The organism is Sphingomonas yabuuchiae (assembly GCF_014199595.1).
GTDB lineage: Bacteria > Pseudomonadota > Alphaproteobacteria > Sphingomonadales > Sphingomonadaceae > Sphingomonas > Sphingomonas yabuuchiae.
Map to the genome: position 1 here is coordinate 126,354 of NZ_JACHNX010000001.1, position 16,538 is coordinate 142,891.

General features: G+C 67.5%; 17 protein-coding genes. 5 read left to right on the plus strand and 12 right to left on the minus strand.

The genetic code is table 11. From position 1 onward, the window contains the following. Positions 1 to 70 precede the first annotated feature (70 nt). The 5 genes from rpoN to GGQ89_RS00570 form a co-directional block, all read right to left on the minus strand. Positions 71 to 1,555, minus strand: coding sequence for an RNA polymerase factor sigma-54 (gene rpoN / locus GGQ89_RS00550; RefSeq protein ID WP_184103238.1), 1,485 nt, complete (start codon positions 1,553 to 1,555; stop codon positions 71 to 73). A gap of 135 nt (positions 1,556 to 1,690) precedes the next feature. Further along, positions 1,691 to 2,473 carry an LPS export ABC transporter ATP-binding protein gene (gene lptB / locus GGQ89_RS00555; protein ID WP_380772688.1) on the minus strand — a complete coding sequence of 261 codons (783 nt, stop codon included), beginning with the start codon at positions 2,471 to 2,473 and terminating at the stop codon, positions 1,691 to 1,693. Between the two features lie 67 nt (positions 2,474 to 2,540). Beyond that, complete coding sequence (locus GGQ89_RS00560; protein WP_184103240.1) at positions 2,541 to 3,083, minus strand: LptA/OstA family protein; 543 nt, start codon at positions 3,081 to 3,083, stop codon at positions 2,541 to 2,543. A gap of 18 nt (positions 3,084 to 3,101) precedes the next feature. Beyond that, positions 3,102 to 3,728, minus strand: a complete 627-nt coding sequence (gene lptC, locus GGQ89_RS00565; RefSeq protein WP_056432199.1) for an LPS export ABC transporter periplasmic protein LptC — start codon at positions 3,726 to 3,728, stop codon at positions 3,102 to 3,104. A gap of 38 nt (positions 3,729 to 3,766) precedes the next feature. After that, positions 3,767 to 4,387, minus strand: coding sequence for a ribonuclease D (locus GGQ89_RS00570; RefSeq protein WP_042487278.1), 621 nt, complete (start codon positions 4,385 to 4,387; stop codon positions 3,767 to 3,769). A 326-nt stretch (positions 4,388 to 4,713) separates the two neighbouring features. On the opposite strand from GGQ89_RS00570, the gene GGQ89_RS20200 reads away from it, so the two are divergent. Further along, entirely contained in the window at positions 4,714 to 5,559 is an 846-nt protein-coding gene (locus tag GGQ89_RS20200; protein ID WP_184103242.1) for a cold-shock protein, read from the plus strand. A gap of 143 nt (positions 5,560 to 5,702) precedes the next feature. Here the strand turns inward: GGQ89_RS20200 and GGQ89_RS00580 are convergent, their stop codons facing one another. Together GGQ89_RS00580 and GGQ89_RS00585 are read right to left on the minus strand one after the other, a co-directional pair. After that, positions 5,703 to 6,464, minus strand: a complete 762-nt coding sequence (locus tag GGQ89_RS00580; RefSeq protein WP_184103244.1) for a methyl-accepting chemotaxis protein — start codon at positions 6,462 to 6,464, stop codon at positions 5,703 to 5,705. Continuing rightward, positions 6,464 to 6,883, minus strand: coding sequence for a globin family protein (locus GGQ89_RS00585; protein ID WP_184103987.1), 420 nt, complete (start codon positions 6,881 to 6,883; stop codon positions 6,464 to 6,466). Before GGQ89_RS00585 ends, GGQ89_RS00580 begins: the two co-directional genes overlap by 1 nt. Before the next feature lie 252 nt (positions 6,884 to 7,135). Between GGQ89_RS00585 and GGQ89_RS00590 the strand changes: the two genes are divergently transcribed. Then, positions 7,136 to 7,597, plus strand: a complete 462-nt coding sequence (locus tag GGQ89_RS00590) for a nuclear transport factor 2 family protein (RefSeq protein ID WP_184103246.1) — start codon at positions 7,136 to 7,138, stop codon at positions 7,595 to 7,597. Positions 7,598 to 7,599: 2 nt separating this feature from the next. Beyond that, the gene (locus GGQ89_RS00595) at positions 7,600 to 8,172 is read left to right on the plus strand and encodes a TetR/AcrR family transcriptional regulator (RefSeq protein WP_184103248.1); all 573 of its coding nucleotides are present in this window, start codon (positions 7,600 to 7,602) and stop codon (positions 8,170 to 8,172) included. 4 nt (positions 8,173 to 8,176) lie between these two features. On the opposite strand, the gene GGQ89_RS00600 is transcribed toward GGQ89_RS00595, so the two are convergent. The 5 genes from GGQ89_RS00600 to lgt form a co-directional block, all read right to left on the minus strand. Next, positions 8,177 to 9,505 carry a cystathionine gamma-synthase family protein gene (locus GGQ89_RS00600; protein ID WP_184103250.1) on the minus strand — a complete coding sequence of 443 codons (1,329 nt, stop codon included), beginning with the start codon at positions 9,503 to 9,505 and terminating at the stop codon, positions 8,177 to 8,179. Positions 9,506 to 9,584: 79 nt separating this feature from the next. Continuing rightward, a complete protein-coding gene (pgeF, locus tag GGQ89_RS00605; RefSeq protein ID WP_184103252.1) occupies positions 9,585 to 10,349 on the minus strand; it encodes a peptidoglycan editing factor PgeF in 765 nt (254 codons plus the stop codon). After that, on the minus strand, positions 10,346 to 10,855 hold the full coding sequence (locus tag GGQ89_RS00610) for a GNAT family N-acetyltransferase (protein WP_184103254.1): 510 nt from the start codon (positions 10,853 to 10,855) through the stop codon (positions 10,346 to 10,348). Before GGQ89_RS00610 ends, pgeF begins: the two co-directional genes overlap by 4 nt. Next, on the minus strand, positions 10,852 to 11,934 hold the full coding sequence (locus tag GGQ89_RS00615; protein ID WP_184103256.1) for a class I SAM-dependent methyltransferase: 1,083 nt from the start codon (positions 11,932 to 11,934) through the stop codon (positions 10,852 to 10,854). Before GGQ89_RS00615 ends, GGQ89_RS00610 begins: the two co-directional genes overlap by 4 nt. Before the next feature lie 40 nt (positions 11,935 to 11,974). After that, positions 11,975 to 12,859 (minus strand): prolipoprotein diacylglyceryl transferase, encoded by an 885-nt coding sequence (gene lgt / locus GGQ89_RS00620; protein WP_184103989.1) that lies wholly within the window; start codon positions 12,857 to 12,859, stop codon positions 11,975 to 11,977. 422 nt (positions 12,860 to 13,281) lie between these two features. Here lgt and GGQ89_RS00625 point away from each other — a divergent pair, with 422 nt between their 5' ends. Both GGQ89_RS00625 and hemH read left to right on the plus strand, forming a co-directional pair. Next, on the plus strand, positions 13,282 to 15,495 hold the full coding sequence (locus GGQ89_RS00625; RefSeq protein WP_184103258.1) for a xanthine dehydrogenase family protein molybdopterin-binding subunit: 2,214 nt from the start codon (positions 13,282 to 13,284) through the stop codon (positions 15,493 to 15,495). Next, the gene (hemH, locus tag GGQ89_RS00630) at positions 15,495 to 16,508 is read left to right on the plus strand and encodes a ferrochelatase (RefSeq protein WP_184103260.1); all 1,014 of its coding nucleotides are present in this window, start codon (positions 15,495 to 15,497) and stop codon (positions 16,506 to 16,508) included. The genes GGQ89_RS00625 and hemH overlap by 1 nt, the downstream gene beginning before the upstream one ends. Positions 16,509 to 16,538 lie beyond the last annotated feature (30 nt).

Below are 16,538 nucleotides of genomic sequence, written 5' to 3' on the forward strand. Positions count from 1 at the left end.
GGCCTGGCCTCACAATCTTGTGTATTCTCGATGTAATACACTTGGCGCGGTGTTCAAGCGGCGGGCGATGTCACCCCGCCAAAGCGCGGGCGCGGCGACGCTGGACCGAACTGCCGATGCCCAGTGACTCGCGATATTTGGCGACCGTGCGCCGGGCGATGTCGAAACCCTTGGCCTGGAGCAGCTCGACCAGCGTGTCGTCCGACAGGATCTTGGCACCCTCGTTCGCGATCAGCGTCTTGATCGCACTCTTCACCGCCTCCGCCGATACGGCGTCGCCGCCATCCGCCGCCGCGATACCGCTGGTGAAGAAGAATTTCAGCTCGAACAGCCCGCGCGCGCAGCTGAGATATTTGTTGCTGGTCACGCGGCTGACGGTCGATTCATGCATCCCGATCGCCTCGGCGACGCGGGCGAGCGTCAGCGGCTTCAGATGCGCGACGCCGTGGAGGAAGAACGCCTCTTGTTGCTTCACGATCTCGGTCGCGACGCGGATGATCGTCCGCTGCCGCTGGTCGAGCGCCTTCATCAGCCAGTTGGCGCTGGCCAGGCAATCGGCCAGCCACGCCTTGGACCCCTTGTCCTGCGGGCCGTGGCGCAGTTCCTGATAATAGCGGCGGTTGACCAGCACGCGGGGCAGGGTGGCGGTGTTCAGCTCGATGCCCCAGCCATTCTTGGTCCGGGTGACGAACAGGTCGGGCACCACCGCCTGGCACGGCTCGCCGCCGTAACGGCAGCCCGGCTTCGGATCATAGCCGCGCAGCTCGCGGATCATGTCCGCCATGTCCTCGTCGTCGACGCCGCAAATCCGCTTCAGCCGAACCAGTTCGCCGCGCGCCAGCAGGTCGAGATTGGCGATCAGCTTGGCCATGCACGGGTCGTAGCGGTCGACCTCCTTGGCCTGTAACGCCAGGCATTCGGCCAGATCGCGCGCCCCGACACCGGTCGGGTCCAGCCCCTGAACCACCTTCAACACCGACTCGACGCGGGGGAGGGGGATGCCCAGCCGCCCGGCGATCTCCTCCAGCGGCACGGTCAGATAACCCGCCTCGTCCAGCTGGTCGATGATATGCGCAGCGATGGTCAGGTCGGTGCCGGACAGGATCAGCGCAATCTGCGCCTCCAGATGCTCGGCCAGATTGGGCGCATCGTCGGGCAGCGAGTCCCAGTCCGGCCCGTCCTCGCCACCCAGGCCGCCGCTGCCGCTCGTGCCGTTCAGCGACAGGCCGCCGTCCGGCCCGGTGCCGCCATCGGCGACGCTGTCCTGCTGATGGCTCTCGGTCGCGTAATCCAGGTCGAGGCCCCGGTCTTCGGAGGGCGCCGTCCCGGCGACCAGTTCGTCGGCTCCGGCGGGCGCCTCGCGCTCGGGGCGTTCGGGTGTCGCCACTTCGCGCACCGCGCCAGCGTCGAGCAGGGGATTCTTCTCCACCTCCTCGGCGATGAACGCCTCGACCTCCAGATTCGACAGCGTCAGCAGCTTGATCGCCTGCTGAAGCTGCGGCGTCATCACCAGCGATTGCGACTGGCGGATGTCGAGACGCGGGGCGAGGCTCATATGGCCATTCCTGCCGCTGGGGACCATCCGAAGGATGTATCGCCCTCTCGATGGCGGGACACCCCTCCGTCAGGGCTTCGCCCTGCCACCTCCCCTGCAAGGGGAGGAATAGAGGGAATGCCGGTCCTCATGCGATCAGAGCGAAAAGCCCTCGCCCAGATACAGGCGGCGGACATTGGCGTCGGCGACCAGTTCCTCCGGCGATCCGCTGAACAGCACGCGCCCGTCATAGATGATGTAGGCGCGGTCGACGATGTCCAGCGTCTCGCGGACATTATGGTCGGTGATCAGCACGCCGATGTCGCGCCGCTTCAAATCCTTCACCAGATCGCGGATGTCGGCGATCGAGATGGGGTCGATCCCCGCGAACGGCTCGTCGAGCAGCATGATCGACGGATCGGCGGCCAGCGCGCGGGCGATCTCGGCACGGCGGCGCTCGCCACCCGACAGCGCCATGGCGGGCGCGGCGCGCAGGCGGGTGAGGCCGAATTCCTCGAGCAGCTTGTCGAGCTTGCGCGCGCGCTCGGCCGGGTCGGGCTCGGCCAGTTCGAGCACGGTCAGGATGTTCTTCTCGATCGAGAGACCCCGGAAGATCGAGGTTTCCTGCGGCAGATAGCCCAGGCCCAGAATGGCGCGGCGATACATGGGCAGCCCGGTGATATCCTCGCCGTCCAGCATGATGCGGCCCGAATCGGGCTTCACCAGACCCATGACCGAATAGAAGCAGGTCGTCTTGCCCGCGCCATTGGGGCCGAGCAGGCCGATCACCTCGCCACGCCCGACCGACACCGACACGTCGGTCAGGACGACGCGCTTGTCATAACTCTTGGCGATCGACACGACCTGCAGGCCGTTGGCGACCGGCGGCTCCGACACGGGGGCGTTGCGATGACTTGCCTCGCGAATCGGGGTTTCCATGTCCATCGGCCCGTTTCTTTCCTTAGCTGATCGAACGTTAGCGCGGGCATGGCACCCGCGTCACGCCTCAGTTGCGATCGGGGACCGAGAAGGTGCCCGTGACCCGGCCCGACGGCGCGCGCGATACGGTGCCGCCATTGCCCGACGACGCGCCGCCCGATACCGACGACCCGTCGATCACCGCGCGGCCGGTGTCGAGGTTCAGCGTCAGCCGCCCGCCATTCACGGTATTGCCGCCCTGGGTCAGCGTGACATTGCCCAGCATGGTGATGACCCGCCGGTTGAGGTCATAGATCGCATAATTGCTGCGCGCCGTCTGGTCCGGCCGCTTGACGACCACGCCGCCCGAAGCGTCGAAGCGCGACACCTGCGGCTTTCCGCCCAGCACCTGGCCGGTGTAGAACACCGTCATCCGCGCCGCCGTCAGCGTCATCTCCGCCTGGCGCAGCGAGACGTTGCCCGACAGGACGGCGCGGTTCTGCTTGTCCTGCAACTCGATGACGTCGGCACCAAAATCGACGGGCGCGCGGCTGTTGTGCTTGACCTGCGCGGCCGCGGACACTGCCAGGACGAGAAGGGCCGGAGCCGCAGCGGCGAAGAGCTTGTACATGAGCGGCTATTTCGGGCTTTACGGGACGATGCGCAAGCGGGCGTTGCCTTCCAGCCGGACGGAACGATTTTCCAGGTCCGCCCGCATCTTGTTCGCGCTGAAATTGCCCTGCGGCACTTGGCCGGTCACGGCGCCGCCCGACACCAAAGTCCGCTGTTGCAGGTCGATGGTCGCGTCATGCGTGCGCAGATCATATCCGCCCGCCGATTTGAAATCGAGCGGCCCGTCCAGCTGCACCTGTTCGGTGCGCATGTCATAGCGGCCCGAATTGGCGCTGACCGTGGCGGGCCCGTCCGACAGGCGGATGGCGGCGGACAGCTTGTTGAGCTGCACCACCGGCTCGGCCGAGCTGCGCTGGATCGCCGAGCCCGCGTCGAGCGAGAAAGGCTGCCCCTTATCGTCGACGCCGCGATACTCCGCCGCCTGGATCTTCATCCGCTCGCGCGCGACCTCGACCTTCTTCTTGTCGAGGACGAAGGACACTTCGCTGGACGAATAGATCGGCGCCATCACCAGGAACGCCGTCAGCACGCCGATCGCGCTGGGCAGCATCCAGCGCGCCAGCGTCACGAAACGGTCGTGACGGCTGCCCGGTGCGGCCCAATGCTGGCGCTGGGTACGGACGCGGTCGGCGATCTCGGACATGACGGCTCCCTATCGTGCCCGGATCAGGCGTCAATGGTTCAGGCGTGGGCGAAGATATCGACCTCGGGCCAGCCCGCCAGATCCAGCTCGGCCCGCGCAGGCAGGAAATCGAAACAGGCCTGGGCCAGTTCCATCCGGCCTTCGCGCTCCAGTCTCTTGTCGAGCTCCACCTTCATGCGGTGCAGGTACCGCACGTCCGACGCGGCATATTCGCGCTGGGCGTCGGACAGCTCGGGCGCGCCCCAGTCCGACGATTGCTGCGCCTTGGACAGCTCGACCCCGAGCAGTTCGCGGACCAGCTCCTTCAGGCCGTGGCGGTCGGTGTAGGTGCGGATCAGCCGCGAGGCGATCTTGGTGCAATAGACGGGCGCGGCTACGACGCCCAGATAATGGCGGATCGCGGCGATATCGAACCGCCCGAAATGATAGAGCTTCAGCCGCGCCGGATCGGCGAGCAGCGCGCGGAGGTTCGGCGCGGCATAGTCGCTGTCGGGCGCGAAGCGGACGAGATGCTCGTCGGGGCCGCCGTCCGACAGTTGGACGACGCACAGCCGGTCGCGCGGCGTGATCAGGCCCATCGTCTCGGTATCGACGGCGATCGAGGCGCCGGGGGCGAACAGATCGGCGGGAATGTCTTCTTCGTGCAGATGAACGGTCATGGTGCCTGCCCTAGCGGCGGCGGGGCCAAGCCTCAACCGCGATCGGCCAGAAAAGGCGGTCGCGACCAAGAGTCGCTGGGCGGGCCGGTGATTCGCTGATTCGCAAAAAGATGTTGTGGAGTTTCGGCCACAATTCCGACGTAATCTGCCTCGTTCGCGCCAAAGCGAGACTGGTTCGCACGATTTCGTTCGCGATGGCTGTCCTTCTGCGTTATGCATCCCCACTAGGCGCAAAAGGTTTGGCGCCAAAAGATCCGCGCTCTTCGTCCGGCGCACGGTTCTTGAGGACAGGATTTGCGGGCGAACCGGGAAGACGAACAGGGCTTATGAGTTTCGATAGAGGTAGCCGGGGCAATCGCGGCTCGCGTGGCCGCGACAAGCGGGACAATTTCGGCGGCGGCGATGAAGGCGGCTTTGGCGGCGGCTTCGGTGGCGGTGACCGCTTCGGCGGTGGCGGTTTCGGTGGCGGCGACCGCTTCGGCGGCGGTGGCGATCGTGGTGGCTTCGGCGGCGGTGATCGCGGTGGCTTCGGCGGCGGCGGCGGCGGTTTCCGTGGCGGCGGCGGTGGCGGCTTCGGCGGCGGTCGTGGCGGCGGTGGCGGTATGCCCCCCCAGGTCGTTGGCGAAGGCACGGGCGTCGTCAAGTTCTTCAACGCGCAGAAGGGCTTCGGCTTCGTCGTGCGCGATGACGGCGGCGAAGACGTGTTCGTTCACATCTCGGCCGTCGAGCAGGCGGGCCTGACCGGCCTGGCCGAAGGCCAGCCGCTCGGCTTCACCCTCGTCGATCGCGGCGGCCGCATCTCGGCCACCGAACTGAAGATCGAAGGCGAGCCGATGCCGGTCCAGGATCGTGCCCCCCGCGAGCCGCGCGAAGGCGGTTTCGGCGGCGACCGTGATCGCGGTCCCCGCGGCGGTGCGGCCGGTGGTTTCGGCGGCGCTCCGCAGCGTCAGCTGACCGGTGAGAAGGCGACCGGTACGGTCAAGTTCTTCAACGCGATGAAGGGCTTCGGCTTCATTCAGCGCGACGACGGACAGCCTGACGCGTTCGTGCACATCTCGGCCGTCGAGCGCGCCGGCATGGGCTCGCTGAACGAAGGCGATCGCCTGCAGTTCGAGATCGAGGTCGATCGTCGCGGCAAGTACGCAGCGGTCAACCTGCAGAACGAGGGCTGATCCCCCTCGGCTGAATAAGCCTCCCTTTTCGGGCGTTGAGGCCCGGCGTTGCAGCGATGCGACGCCGGGCCTTTTCGTTATCTGGGATAGGAAGAACGGCGCGGTAATGAGAGCGGCTGTTCGTTGCTCAAATGGATGAGGGGTTATCCGTCGGCCTTGTGATCGCCGCGACGGCTCAGGCGAGAAAGCTGACGGGCCAGAACCTTGACGGCCACGGCATGGGCACCGACCCGTCCGATCGCAGAGGCCGCCTGATCCATGGTCCCGACCGCCTCGGCGGTGATCGTTGCCAGTTCCTGTGCCGCATCGCTTTGCGCGGCGGCGTGATCGAGCGAACGGGTCAGCAGTTCGTCCTGCTCGCTGACCAGCATCTCATAGGCCGCCACCATGTCTCCTGCCGCGCCGATATCATGCGCAATGGCCAGCGCGCTGGCCCCGATATCGTCGGTGGCCGTCTTGGTCCGGGTCGCCAATACCGACATTTCCGTCGCGACCACGGTAAAGGCGCTGGCCCCCGATTCGGCCCGAGCGGCTTCGATTCGGGCATTCAGGCTGAGGATTCGGCTTTCCTGTGCGATGGTGGCGATGGCGGCGCTGATCGAGGCGACACGACCGATCGACTGGTCCAGCGTATCCACGATCGGCTTGTTGGCAGAGAGCGACTCGCGCGCCAGTGCCAGGGCTTCGGCCTGTTGCTTGACGGCGCCAGCCATGACGCCTGCCGCGGCCTCCAGACTTGCGGCGAGTGACGCCACACGCTCGGCCTGATCGCCCATGCCCCGGACGCTGGCGGTCGCGGCTTCCGCTTCCGACGCGACGCAGCCCGCAATATCGATCAGGCGGTCCGCGATATCACTCAGGTGCGCATCCAGGCTCGGCGCGACGGGCGACGCCTGTTGCGCCATCAGTGCGGTGTCTGGCGCGCAGCCGCCAACATCGTCTCGGACAGAATGGCATAGGCCGCGCCCCACGCAGCCTTGGTATCGCGGTCGAAACCGCCGCCCAGCCCGACACGCAGCGTTTCGATCAGCGCCGATCCGACCGCCTCATAATGATGGGGCTTGGCCCCATAGCCGACATGCCGAATCGCCAATTCGCGCGCCACCGGAACGACCGTGTCGAGCCGGTCGAGCGCATCGACGACCGTTGCCAATGTCAGGAACAGCTTGCGTCCCTGCGCCTCCATGTCGTTCCCGAACAGGGGACGGGTGTCGGGCGCCAGCGCGAAAAGTCGGCGATAGAATTCGGCAGCCGCCTGGTCCGTCAGGGGAAGGACCGCAGCGAAGCTGTCCTGGACAAGGTCGATCTGATGAGCCGTGAGCATCATTTTACACTAAGCGCCGGAGTGGAAACGAACCCTTAAGATCCTTGTGTAACCACTATGGTACCAGAATTGGGTCCGGTGGTTTTTTCACTGCGAACTCAAGGCTATGGATCGTGGAGTGTCGATGGACCTGCGCGACGTCCCAGCTCAATTATTTGCTGGCATCCCAATAACCATGGCGCTTGCCTCGGCCATTTTCCAATTGTACCAATCGATAAAGACTGATCTTTCTGGTCGAGAAGGGACGTGAATATGCGCCAGCCCCTGCCACCATTCACCACCGAAACCGCCATGCAAAAGGTGCGCGCGGCCGAAGATGCCTGGAACAGCCGTGATCCCGAACGGGTCGCGCTGGCCTATACGCCCGACTGCCCCTGGCGGAATCGCGATCGGTTCCTGGCGGGGCACGACGCGATCGTCGCCTTCCTCCGGGACAAATGGGAACGCGAGCAGGACTATCGGCTCATCAAGGAAATCTGGGCGCATCAGGACAGCCGGATCGCGGTGCGCTTCGCCTATGAATGGCATGACGCGCAGGGGCAGTGGTTCCGATCCTATGGCAATGAGAATTGGGACTTTGCCGAGGACGGCCGGATGCGGCGGCGGATCGCGTCGATCAACGATCTGGCGATCAGCGAGGAGGCACGGTTGTTCCACTGGCCGCTCGGCACCCGCCCGGCGGATCATCCCGGCTTGAGCGAATTAGGCCTCTAACAATGGCGCGGATGATCGCCGAGCGCGCCGACGCACTGCCGGGGTTGGCCGAGGTGTTTCGCGAATATGGCTATGCGGGTGCCAGCCTGTCGCTGATCGGCACCGCGACCGGGCTGGGGCGGGGGAGCCTCTACCACTTCTTTCCCGGCGGGAAGCAGGAGATGGCCGCCGCCGTGCTGGCCGATGTCGCAGGCTGGTTCGATGCCGCGATCTTCACGCCGCTGGAGCAGGCCGACGATCCGCGCGCCGGGATCGATGCGATGATGGTCGAGGTCGACCGCTATTTCCGCTCGGGGCAGCGGGCCTGTCTGATCGGGGCCTGGGGACTGGGCGCGACGCGTGATCCCTTTGCCGATTCGATCGCGGGCTATTTCCGGCGCTGGATCGCCGCGCTCCAGACGCTCTTGGCGCGCGGCGGCGTGGCGGAGGATCATGCCGCCACGCTGGCGCAGGATGTGGTCAGCGGCATCCAGGGCGCGGTCGTGCTGTCCCGCGCGCTGAACGATACTTCGCTTTTCCGCGCGACGCTGGGGCGGCTGACGGCGCGGCTCTACACCGCGCTCGCCGCCGCCTGAACGATCAGATCGCAGCGAGCGCCTGTTCGCAATCGGCGATCAGGTCATCGGCATCCTCGACCCCGATCGAGATGCGCACCAGATTGTCGGTGATGCCCAGCGCCGCCTTGCGCTCGTCGGGCACCGAGAGGTGCGTCATGGCGGCGGGGTGGCTGGCCAGCGTCTCGGTCCCGCCGAGGCTGACCGCCAGCTTGGCGATGCGGAGCGCGTCGAGGAAGCGGAAGGATTCCGCCTCGCCGCCCTTCAGATACAGCGAGAAGGTCGATCCGCCGCCGGTGCAGTGGCGGCGGTAAATGTCCGCCTGCCGATCCATCCCCGGCGTGCTTTCCAGAAAGCCGAGATAGCCGACCCGCTCCACCTTGGGATGATCGCGTAGATAGGCGCAGACCTTGGCCGCATTCTCGCCCGCGCGGCTCATGCGCAGCTCCAGCGTCTCCAGCGAACGCAGGAGCATCCAGGCGGTATTGGGGTCGCAGATGGTGCCGATGGTGTTGCGCATCGAACGGATGGTGGCGATGTGCGCCTTCGACCCCAGCACGCCGCCCGTGACCAGATCCGAATGGCCGCCCGCATATTTGGTGAGCGAATAGACGACCAGATCGGCCCCGTGCTTGAGCGGACGCTGCCACAGCGGGCCGAGGAACGTGTTGTCGATCGCGATCGGCGGCCTCTCGGCGTGATCGGCAAAGACCGCATCGCGTGCGGCCGCCACCGCCTCGATATCGACCAGCGCGTTGGTCGGGTTGGCGGGGCTTTCGAGATAGATCATCGGCACGCGGCCCATGCCCGCCGCCTTGGTCAGCACCGCGTCGATCTCCTCGCGCGTCGCGCCCGCGGGGAAGTCGAGCCACTGGACGCCGAACCGGCCCAGGATGCGCCCGATCAGCGTTTCGGTCGCGGCATAGAGCGGGCCGGAATGGACGATCACGTCGCCCGGCTGAACCATCGACAGGAACAGGGTGGCGATCGCCGCCATGCCGCTGGAGAAGGTCAGCGCGTCCTCCGCCTCGTCCCAGATGGCTAGGCGGTCCTCCAAGATTTCCTGGTTGGGTCCGTTGAAGCGCGAATAGACCAGGCCGTCGGCGCCGCCGGGACGCTTGCCGGTCACCCCCTCGAAATGCCGCTTGCCCGCCGCCGCATTGGGGAAGACGAAGGTCGAGGTCAGGAAGATCGGCGGCTTCAGCGAGCCTTCGGACAGCACCGGGTCGAAGCCATGACCCATCATCAGCGTGGAGGGCTTCAGCTTGCGGTCGCCGATGCTAGTCACATCGCTCTTGGCGGCCGTGTTCGGGTCTTGCGGCGGGACGCCGGTCAGATCGGATTCGGTCGGCATGTCGGTCTCCTCGGGAACGGATGCCGCTCTGTCGGCGGCCATGTCCCCAGGATAACGCGGCGAATGGCTTTGGCGAGGCTCAGGCGAGGCCGATCAGCGAAATCTGGCGACCGTAAGAGGGTTCGTTGCGGTGCGTCGCGCGGCGGAAGCTGAAGAAGCGGTCCTCCTGCGCATAGGTGTCCTCACCCAGCGCCGCGACGCGCGCAACACCTGCGGCGGCCAGGCGGTGGACGACATAGGCTTCCAGGTCGAACTGATAGTGATCCGCGCGGGTGCCGTCGGCGAAGAAGCGCTCATTCTCGGGTTCGGCCTCGGCGAAGCGGCGTAGGAAGGCGGCGTCGACTTCATAGCTGGCGCGGGCGATGCACGGGCCGATGGCGGCGGCGATCCGCTCACGCCGGGCACCCAGCGCCTCCATCGCGAGCAAGGTCGCATCGGTGATCCCGCCCAGTGCACCCTTCCACCCGGCATGGGCCGCGCCGATGACGCCCGCTTGCGGATCGGCGAACAGCACCGGCGCGCAATCGGCGGTCAGAATGCCGAGCAGCAGGCCCGGTCGGTCCGTCACCAGCGCATCGCCATGTGGGCGGACATCGTCCTCGGGCGGAGACAGCAGCGTCACCGCCTCTGCCGAGTGAATCTGGTAGCAGGTGATCAGCCGCGAACCGGGCAGCACCGCATCGCGCGCGCGGCGGCGATTCTCGGCGACCGCATCGGCATCGTCCTCCGAACCCAGCCCGACATTCAACCCGCCATGGATCCCTGCCGACACGCCGCCGCGCCGCCCGAGAAAGCCGTGCGCGATAGGCTCCAACAGGGGCGTGCGAAGGGTTTCGATGGTCATAGCGACAGCCTCATGATCCGGTCCTCGTCGATCGTCCCGCCGACGGGGAAGTCGTAGCGCCCGACATCGACAAAGCCGTAGCGGGCGTAAAAGGCCTTGGCCCGGTGATTGTCGACATAGACCGACAGGATCAACTCGCCCGCCCCGCGTGCCCGCGCGGTGGCGATGGCCCAGTCCATCAGGACGGGGCCGACGCCCGCGCCCAGATGGCTGGAGGCGACATAGAGCTGATAGAGTTCGACCGCATCCTCGGGCCATTCGCCGGGAAAACCCACGGGTCCGATCTTGGCGAAGCCGATGATCGCATCATCCTCGGTTGCGAGCCGGATGGTGAAGTCGGCATGGCCGATTTGGGCAGGCAGCCCTTCGGGGCCGAAGGCTTCATCCAGAAAGGCGTTCAGGTCGGCGGGTGGATAGAGATGGCCGAAGGTGTCGGTGAAGGCGGCGCGCGCCATCGCGGCCAGCGCCTCGCCATCGCCGGGCATGGCGTCCCGATAGGCGATCATTCGCCATAGCCCGCAGGCACCGGCCAGTCGGGCCGGGTGACTGCCAGCGCGCGGAACAGCGTGCCCATGTCCTGCATCAGCCGGTTGCGATCTGCGAGCAGCGCGTCGGCCCGGTCGGGATGCGCGCGGGCGAGGCTGGCGGTCCGCTGGTCGATGCCGAGTGCGCCCAGCAGGTCGCGCTGCGTCACCGGACCGAAGGCGGCCAAACCGCTCCCTTGCGCAGCGGCGGCCAGTGTCGTGAAGTCGACATGCGCGCTCAGATCCTGCTCGCCCGGCCGGTCGAAGGGGTTGGCATAGGCATGGCCGCGCACCGCCTGCAGCGTGTCGGCGATGGCGGGGCCTTCATAACCATAGTCGACGATCAGGGCGGCGCCGCCCTGCGCGGCGATCCGCGCCGATAGCGTGCGCATCACCGCGACGCTGGCAGGGGAAACCTCGATCACCGATCCGGCCTCGGCCTCACGCAGCGGCTCGGGGATGATCTCGCCCGGCACCGGGGGGCCCGCGATCGGCAGAAAGAGCAGGTCCTGCGCCGCGACCAGCCGCTCGTGCCAGCCCTCGCCGCGACGGACGAGCTGGCGGATGGGCAGCGCGTCGAAAAACTCGTTGGCGACGACGATCAGCGGTCGGTCGGTCGGCAGCGTCTCGACCGAGTCGTGCCACTGCGCATCGGCCACGCGCTCACCCTGCGCGGTGCGCAGCGTGGCGCTGGTCTCGACGAAATGGATGCCGGGCGTGAAGCCCGCCTTGGCCATGGCGCGCCGGGCATCGGCGGCAAGGGTTCCGCGCCCCGGCCCCAGCTCGACCCAATATGCCTCCGGCCGCCCCGTCCGGTCCCACAGGTCGGCGCACCACAGGCCGACCAGTTCGCCGAACATCTGGCTGATCTCGGGGCTGGTGGTGAAGTCGCCGCCCGCGCCGAGCGGATCGCGCGTGCCGTAATAATGCGCATTGGCCGCGGCCATGAACTGCGCCACCGGGATCGGCCCGGCCAGCGCAATGGCGCGCGCGAGCCGTTCGGGCAGCGCGTCCTCGGGCTCCGGCTTGTGATCGGCGGGGGGGATCAGCGGGTTCGTCATGAACCCGCTCTGCCGATCCCATTCCTTCGCCGCAAGGGGATCAGGAAACGCTGTCGGGTCCCGCGATCGGCTCGACCCGGACGCGGCGCGCCTTGGCGGTGTTCATCAGGTACAGACCGCCCAGGATCATCGGCACGCAGAGCCACTGGCCCATGTGCAGCCCGGTCATCTGGGCAAAGGCGCGTAGTTGCTGGTCGGGTTCGCGGAAGAATTCGACGATGAAGCGTGCAATGCCATAGCCGAGCAGGAACAGGCCCGACAGCTTGCCCGGATCGTAACGTGCCTTGGTGCGCCAGAAGGCAAAGCTCATCACGGCGAACAGGACCAGACCCTCCAGCCCGGCCTCGTAAAGCTGGCTGGGATGGCGGGCAGGGTCTGGCAGGCCGAAGGGCACGGTGCGCGGGAAGATGATCGCCCAGGGGGCGTCCGACGGCTTGCCCCACAGTTCGCCGTTCACGAAATTGGCGAGGCGGCCTAAGAACAGTCCGACCGGCGCGGCGCAGACCAGATAGTCCAGGATGCGCAGCCAGCTGAGCTTGTGCTTGCGCGCGAACAGAATGACGCCGATCCCCGTGCCCGCCGCGCCGCCATGGAAGCTCATGCCGCCGTCCCACAGCCGCACGATATGCAGCGGGTGGAGGAACATCTCGGGCGCGTAGAAGATCACATAACCGATCCGCCCGCCCAGGATGATGCCCAGCGTGGCATAGAAGACCAGATCGTCGGCATGCGCCCGCGACATCGGCGCGCCGGGTCGGTCGAGCATCTTGCCCAGATACCACCAGCCGAACAGGATGCCGGTGATATAGGCCAGGCTGTACCAGCGCAGCGTGAAGAAGCCGATCGAGAACACATCCGGGTGCAACCCCAGATCCTCGAACCGGATATGGCCGCTGGCGGCCGCGAGCCCAGTGGCGGCAAGCATGGAGAGGATCAAATGCGTTTCCCTTTCTGGTCCGCTTCATAGAGCGGTCGTGGGACAACACCAAGACATGGGTTCGGTGCCGTCCTGTATGGGGTGCGGGGTGGGGCGTGGCCTGACCTGACCTGACCTGGAATCACGCGAAGCCGCGAAGACACGAAGAAGAATGGTTCGCGCAGAGGCGCGGAGGACGCAGAGGTGTCTGGCCCGGCCGCAAGGCCATTCCATCTTCATGAGCGACGCGGTCTGCCGATCGAGACGGCGGGATGCCCATGCCGCTGGTCCCCCTCTGCGTCCTCTGCGCCTCTGCGCGCAAAAAGACCTTCGCGTCTTTGCGTCTTCGCGTGAACAATCGACACCCTCGCTTTGAGACAACGAAACCCCCCGCTTGCCTGCGCGCCCTTGTCCGCTAAGGCTCGGCCGCGATGGAGTTGAGCAGGCGCAACATCTTGGTCGGCGGAGGTGTGGGGGCCGGTTTGGTCGTCGCCTGGGGCCTGTGGCCGCGCGCCTATCCGCCGAGCCTGACGACCGAACCGGGCGAGCAGGCGTTCGGGGCGTGGTTGAAGATCGGGCGCGACGGGATCGTCACCGTCGCGGTGCCGCAGGCCGAGCATGGCCAGGGGATCGCGACCACGTTGGCGCAGGTGGTCGCCGACGAGCTGGGCGCGGACTGGCGCACCGTCGCGGTCGAGCCTGCGCCGCCCGGCCCGCTCTACGCCAATCCGGTCGGCGTCGATTCGCTGTTCGAGGGTGCGTTCGGCCGCCTGCCGGAGGGGATGCGCGACGAGTGGCTGCGGCGCGACCGGGCGATGCTGACCGCCGGGTCCAGCTCGCTGCGCATGTTCGAGGGGCCCGCGCGCGCCGCCGCCGCGACCGCGCGTGCGCTGATGACGCAGGCCGCCGCCCGCCGCTGGGGCGTCGACTGGAGCGAGTGCGAGGCCAGGGACGGCTTCATCGTCCATGGCGACCAGCGGCTGCGCTTGGCCGAACTGGCCGAGGCGGCGGCGGGCGAGACGGTACCCCATCCCCTGCCGCTGGGCAGCGGCGGCGCGGGCAAGCTGGCGGGCAAGGACGTGCCCCGGCTCGATTCGCCCGCCAAACTCGATGGCTCGGCCAATTTCACCGCCGACATCCGCCTGCCCGACATGGTCCATGTCGCGCTTCGCCATGCGCCGTTGGGCCGAACGCGTGCGATCCGTATCGACCGGGCGGCGGCAATGAAGGTGCCCGGCGTCGTCGAGGTGATCGAGGGCGAGGATTGGGTCGCGGTCGCCGCCAGCAGCTGGTGGATCGCGCAAAAGGGCCTCGATGCGGCGGCGCCGCGTGCGGTCAGCGACGGGGCGGTGCCGACCTCGCAGGCCATTACCCAAGGACTGGAGGCCGCGCTCAAGGAAGAAGGCCATAGCGTCCTGACGCGCGGCGATGTCGCGGCGGCGCTGGAGGGACCGGGGCTGATCGAGGCGCGCTACCGGATCGGCACCGGCGTCCATGCCGCGATCGAGCCGCGCGCGGCAGTGGCGGCGTGGCCGGATGGCGGGCTGGAGCTGTGGGCGCCGACCCAGGCCCCCGAGGCGGCGCGCAAGGTCGCGGCGCGGGCGGCGGCCATTCCGGAGGATCGGGTGATCGTCCATGCCATGCCGATCGGCGGCGGCTTCGGCCAGGGGCTGGAGCAGGATGCGGTGGCGCAGGCGGCGATGATCGCGGCGAAGCTGAAGCGGCCGGTCAACGTCCAATGGTCGCGCACCGAGGATCTGCGCCGCGACGCATGGCGCGCGCCTGCCATCGCCCGGATGACCGCGCGGCTGGAGCGGGGCAAGCTGGTCGGCTGGCGCGGCCGGATCGCTACGCCCTCGACCGGGCGGGCGCTGGCGGAGCGGGTGATGCCCGCCGGGCTGGTCCGCTGGGGGATGCGCGGGCAGGGGCGGGGCGATGCCTATGCGATGGGTGGCGCGGTGCCGCCCTATGCGATCCCGGCGCTGGCGGTGCATCATCACGACGCATCGCTGCCCATCCCAACCGGTCATGTGCGCGGCGGCGCGCATGTCGCCAACTGCTTCGTCGCCGAGTCCTTCATCGACGAATGCGCCCGGGCGGCGGGGGCCGATCCACTGGCGTGGCGGATCGCGATGCTGGGGCAGGAGCCCCGGCTGGCGCGGTGCCTGTCGACCGCCGCCTCGCTGGGCGGCTGGGAAGGTGGCGGGCCGGGCAGCGGACAGGGCGTCGCCGCGCATGGCTTTCGTGGCAGCTATGTCGCGGTGATGGCCGAGACGCACCGGGACGAGAATGGCCGCCCGGTGGTCGACCGGCTGGTCGCCGCCATCGACTGCGGCCGGGTGGTGAACCCCGATATCGTACGCCAGCAGGTCGAGGGCGGGCTGATCTTCGGTCTGGCTGCCTTGCGCGGCGGCGCGGTTGGGTTCGAGCGGGGATGGGCCGTGCCGTCGCAGCTGGGCGCGCTGAACCTGCCGCGCCTGGCCGATACGCCCGACATCACGGTCGAACTGCTTTCCTCCGACGAAGCGCCCGGCGGGGTGAGCGAGCTGGCCGTGCCGCCGGTCGCGCCCGCCATCGCCAATGCGCTCGCCACCCTGCCCGGCTTCCCACGGATACGAAGCCTGCCGATGGAGTTGTCCGCCTGATGCTGCCGCCCGACCATCCCCCCGTCCCGCGCCCGAAGATCGGCGTGCTGTTGATGAATCTGGGAACCCCCGATGCGCCCGATCCGAAGTCGGTGAAGCGCTATCTGCGCGAGTTCCTGTCGGATCGCCGGGTCATCGAGATCCCGGCGCTGCTGTGGCAGCCGATCCTGCGCGGCATCATCCTGAATACCCGGCCGAAAAAGTCCGCCCATGCCTATTCGCTGGTGTGGCGGGACGACGGCTCGCCGCTGGCCGCGATCACGCGGGCGCAGGCGGTGGCGCTGAAGGACGCGTTTGGGCCGGGCGTCATGGTCGACTGGGCGATGCGCTATGGCCGTCCCGCCATCGTCGACCAGGTGAAGGCGATGAAGGCGGCGGGGTGCGAGCGTATCCTGCTCGCGCCGCTCTATCCGCAATATTGCGCGGCGACGACCGCCACCGCCAATGACCGGGCCTTCGCGCATCTGGCGACGCTGCGCTGGCAACCCGCGATCCGCACCCTGCCGCCTTATTATGACGAGGCGCTCTATATCGATGCGCTCAAGACCCAATTGGAGGCGCAGTTCGCCGCGCTGGATTTCGAGCCGGAGGCGGTGGTCGCCAGCTTCCACGGAATGCCGCAACGGACGCTGGAACTGGGCGATCCCTATCACTGCCATTGCCGCAAAACTGCGCGGCTGCTGGCCGAAGCGATGAAGGACACGCTGAACGGCCGCGAACTGCTGGTCGCGTTCCAGTCGCGATTCGGCCGCGCCAAATGGCTGGAGCCCGCGACCGATACGGTACTCGAAGCGCTGCCGGGACGCGGCATCCGCAAGGTCGCGATCCTGGCGCCGGGCTTTTCGGCGGACTGTATCGAGACGCTGGAAGAACTGGCGATTCGCGGGCGCGAAAGTTTCGAGGGCGCGGGCGGAACCCATTTCGCCTATCTCCCATGCCTTAACGACAGTGATGTCGGTATCGCGATGCTGCGCGGATTGATCGAACGCGAGCTTCAGGGCTGGTTGCCGTAGCGTAATATTACGTTGCACCCGGTGTTCGCC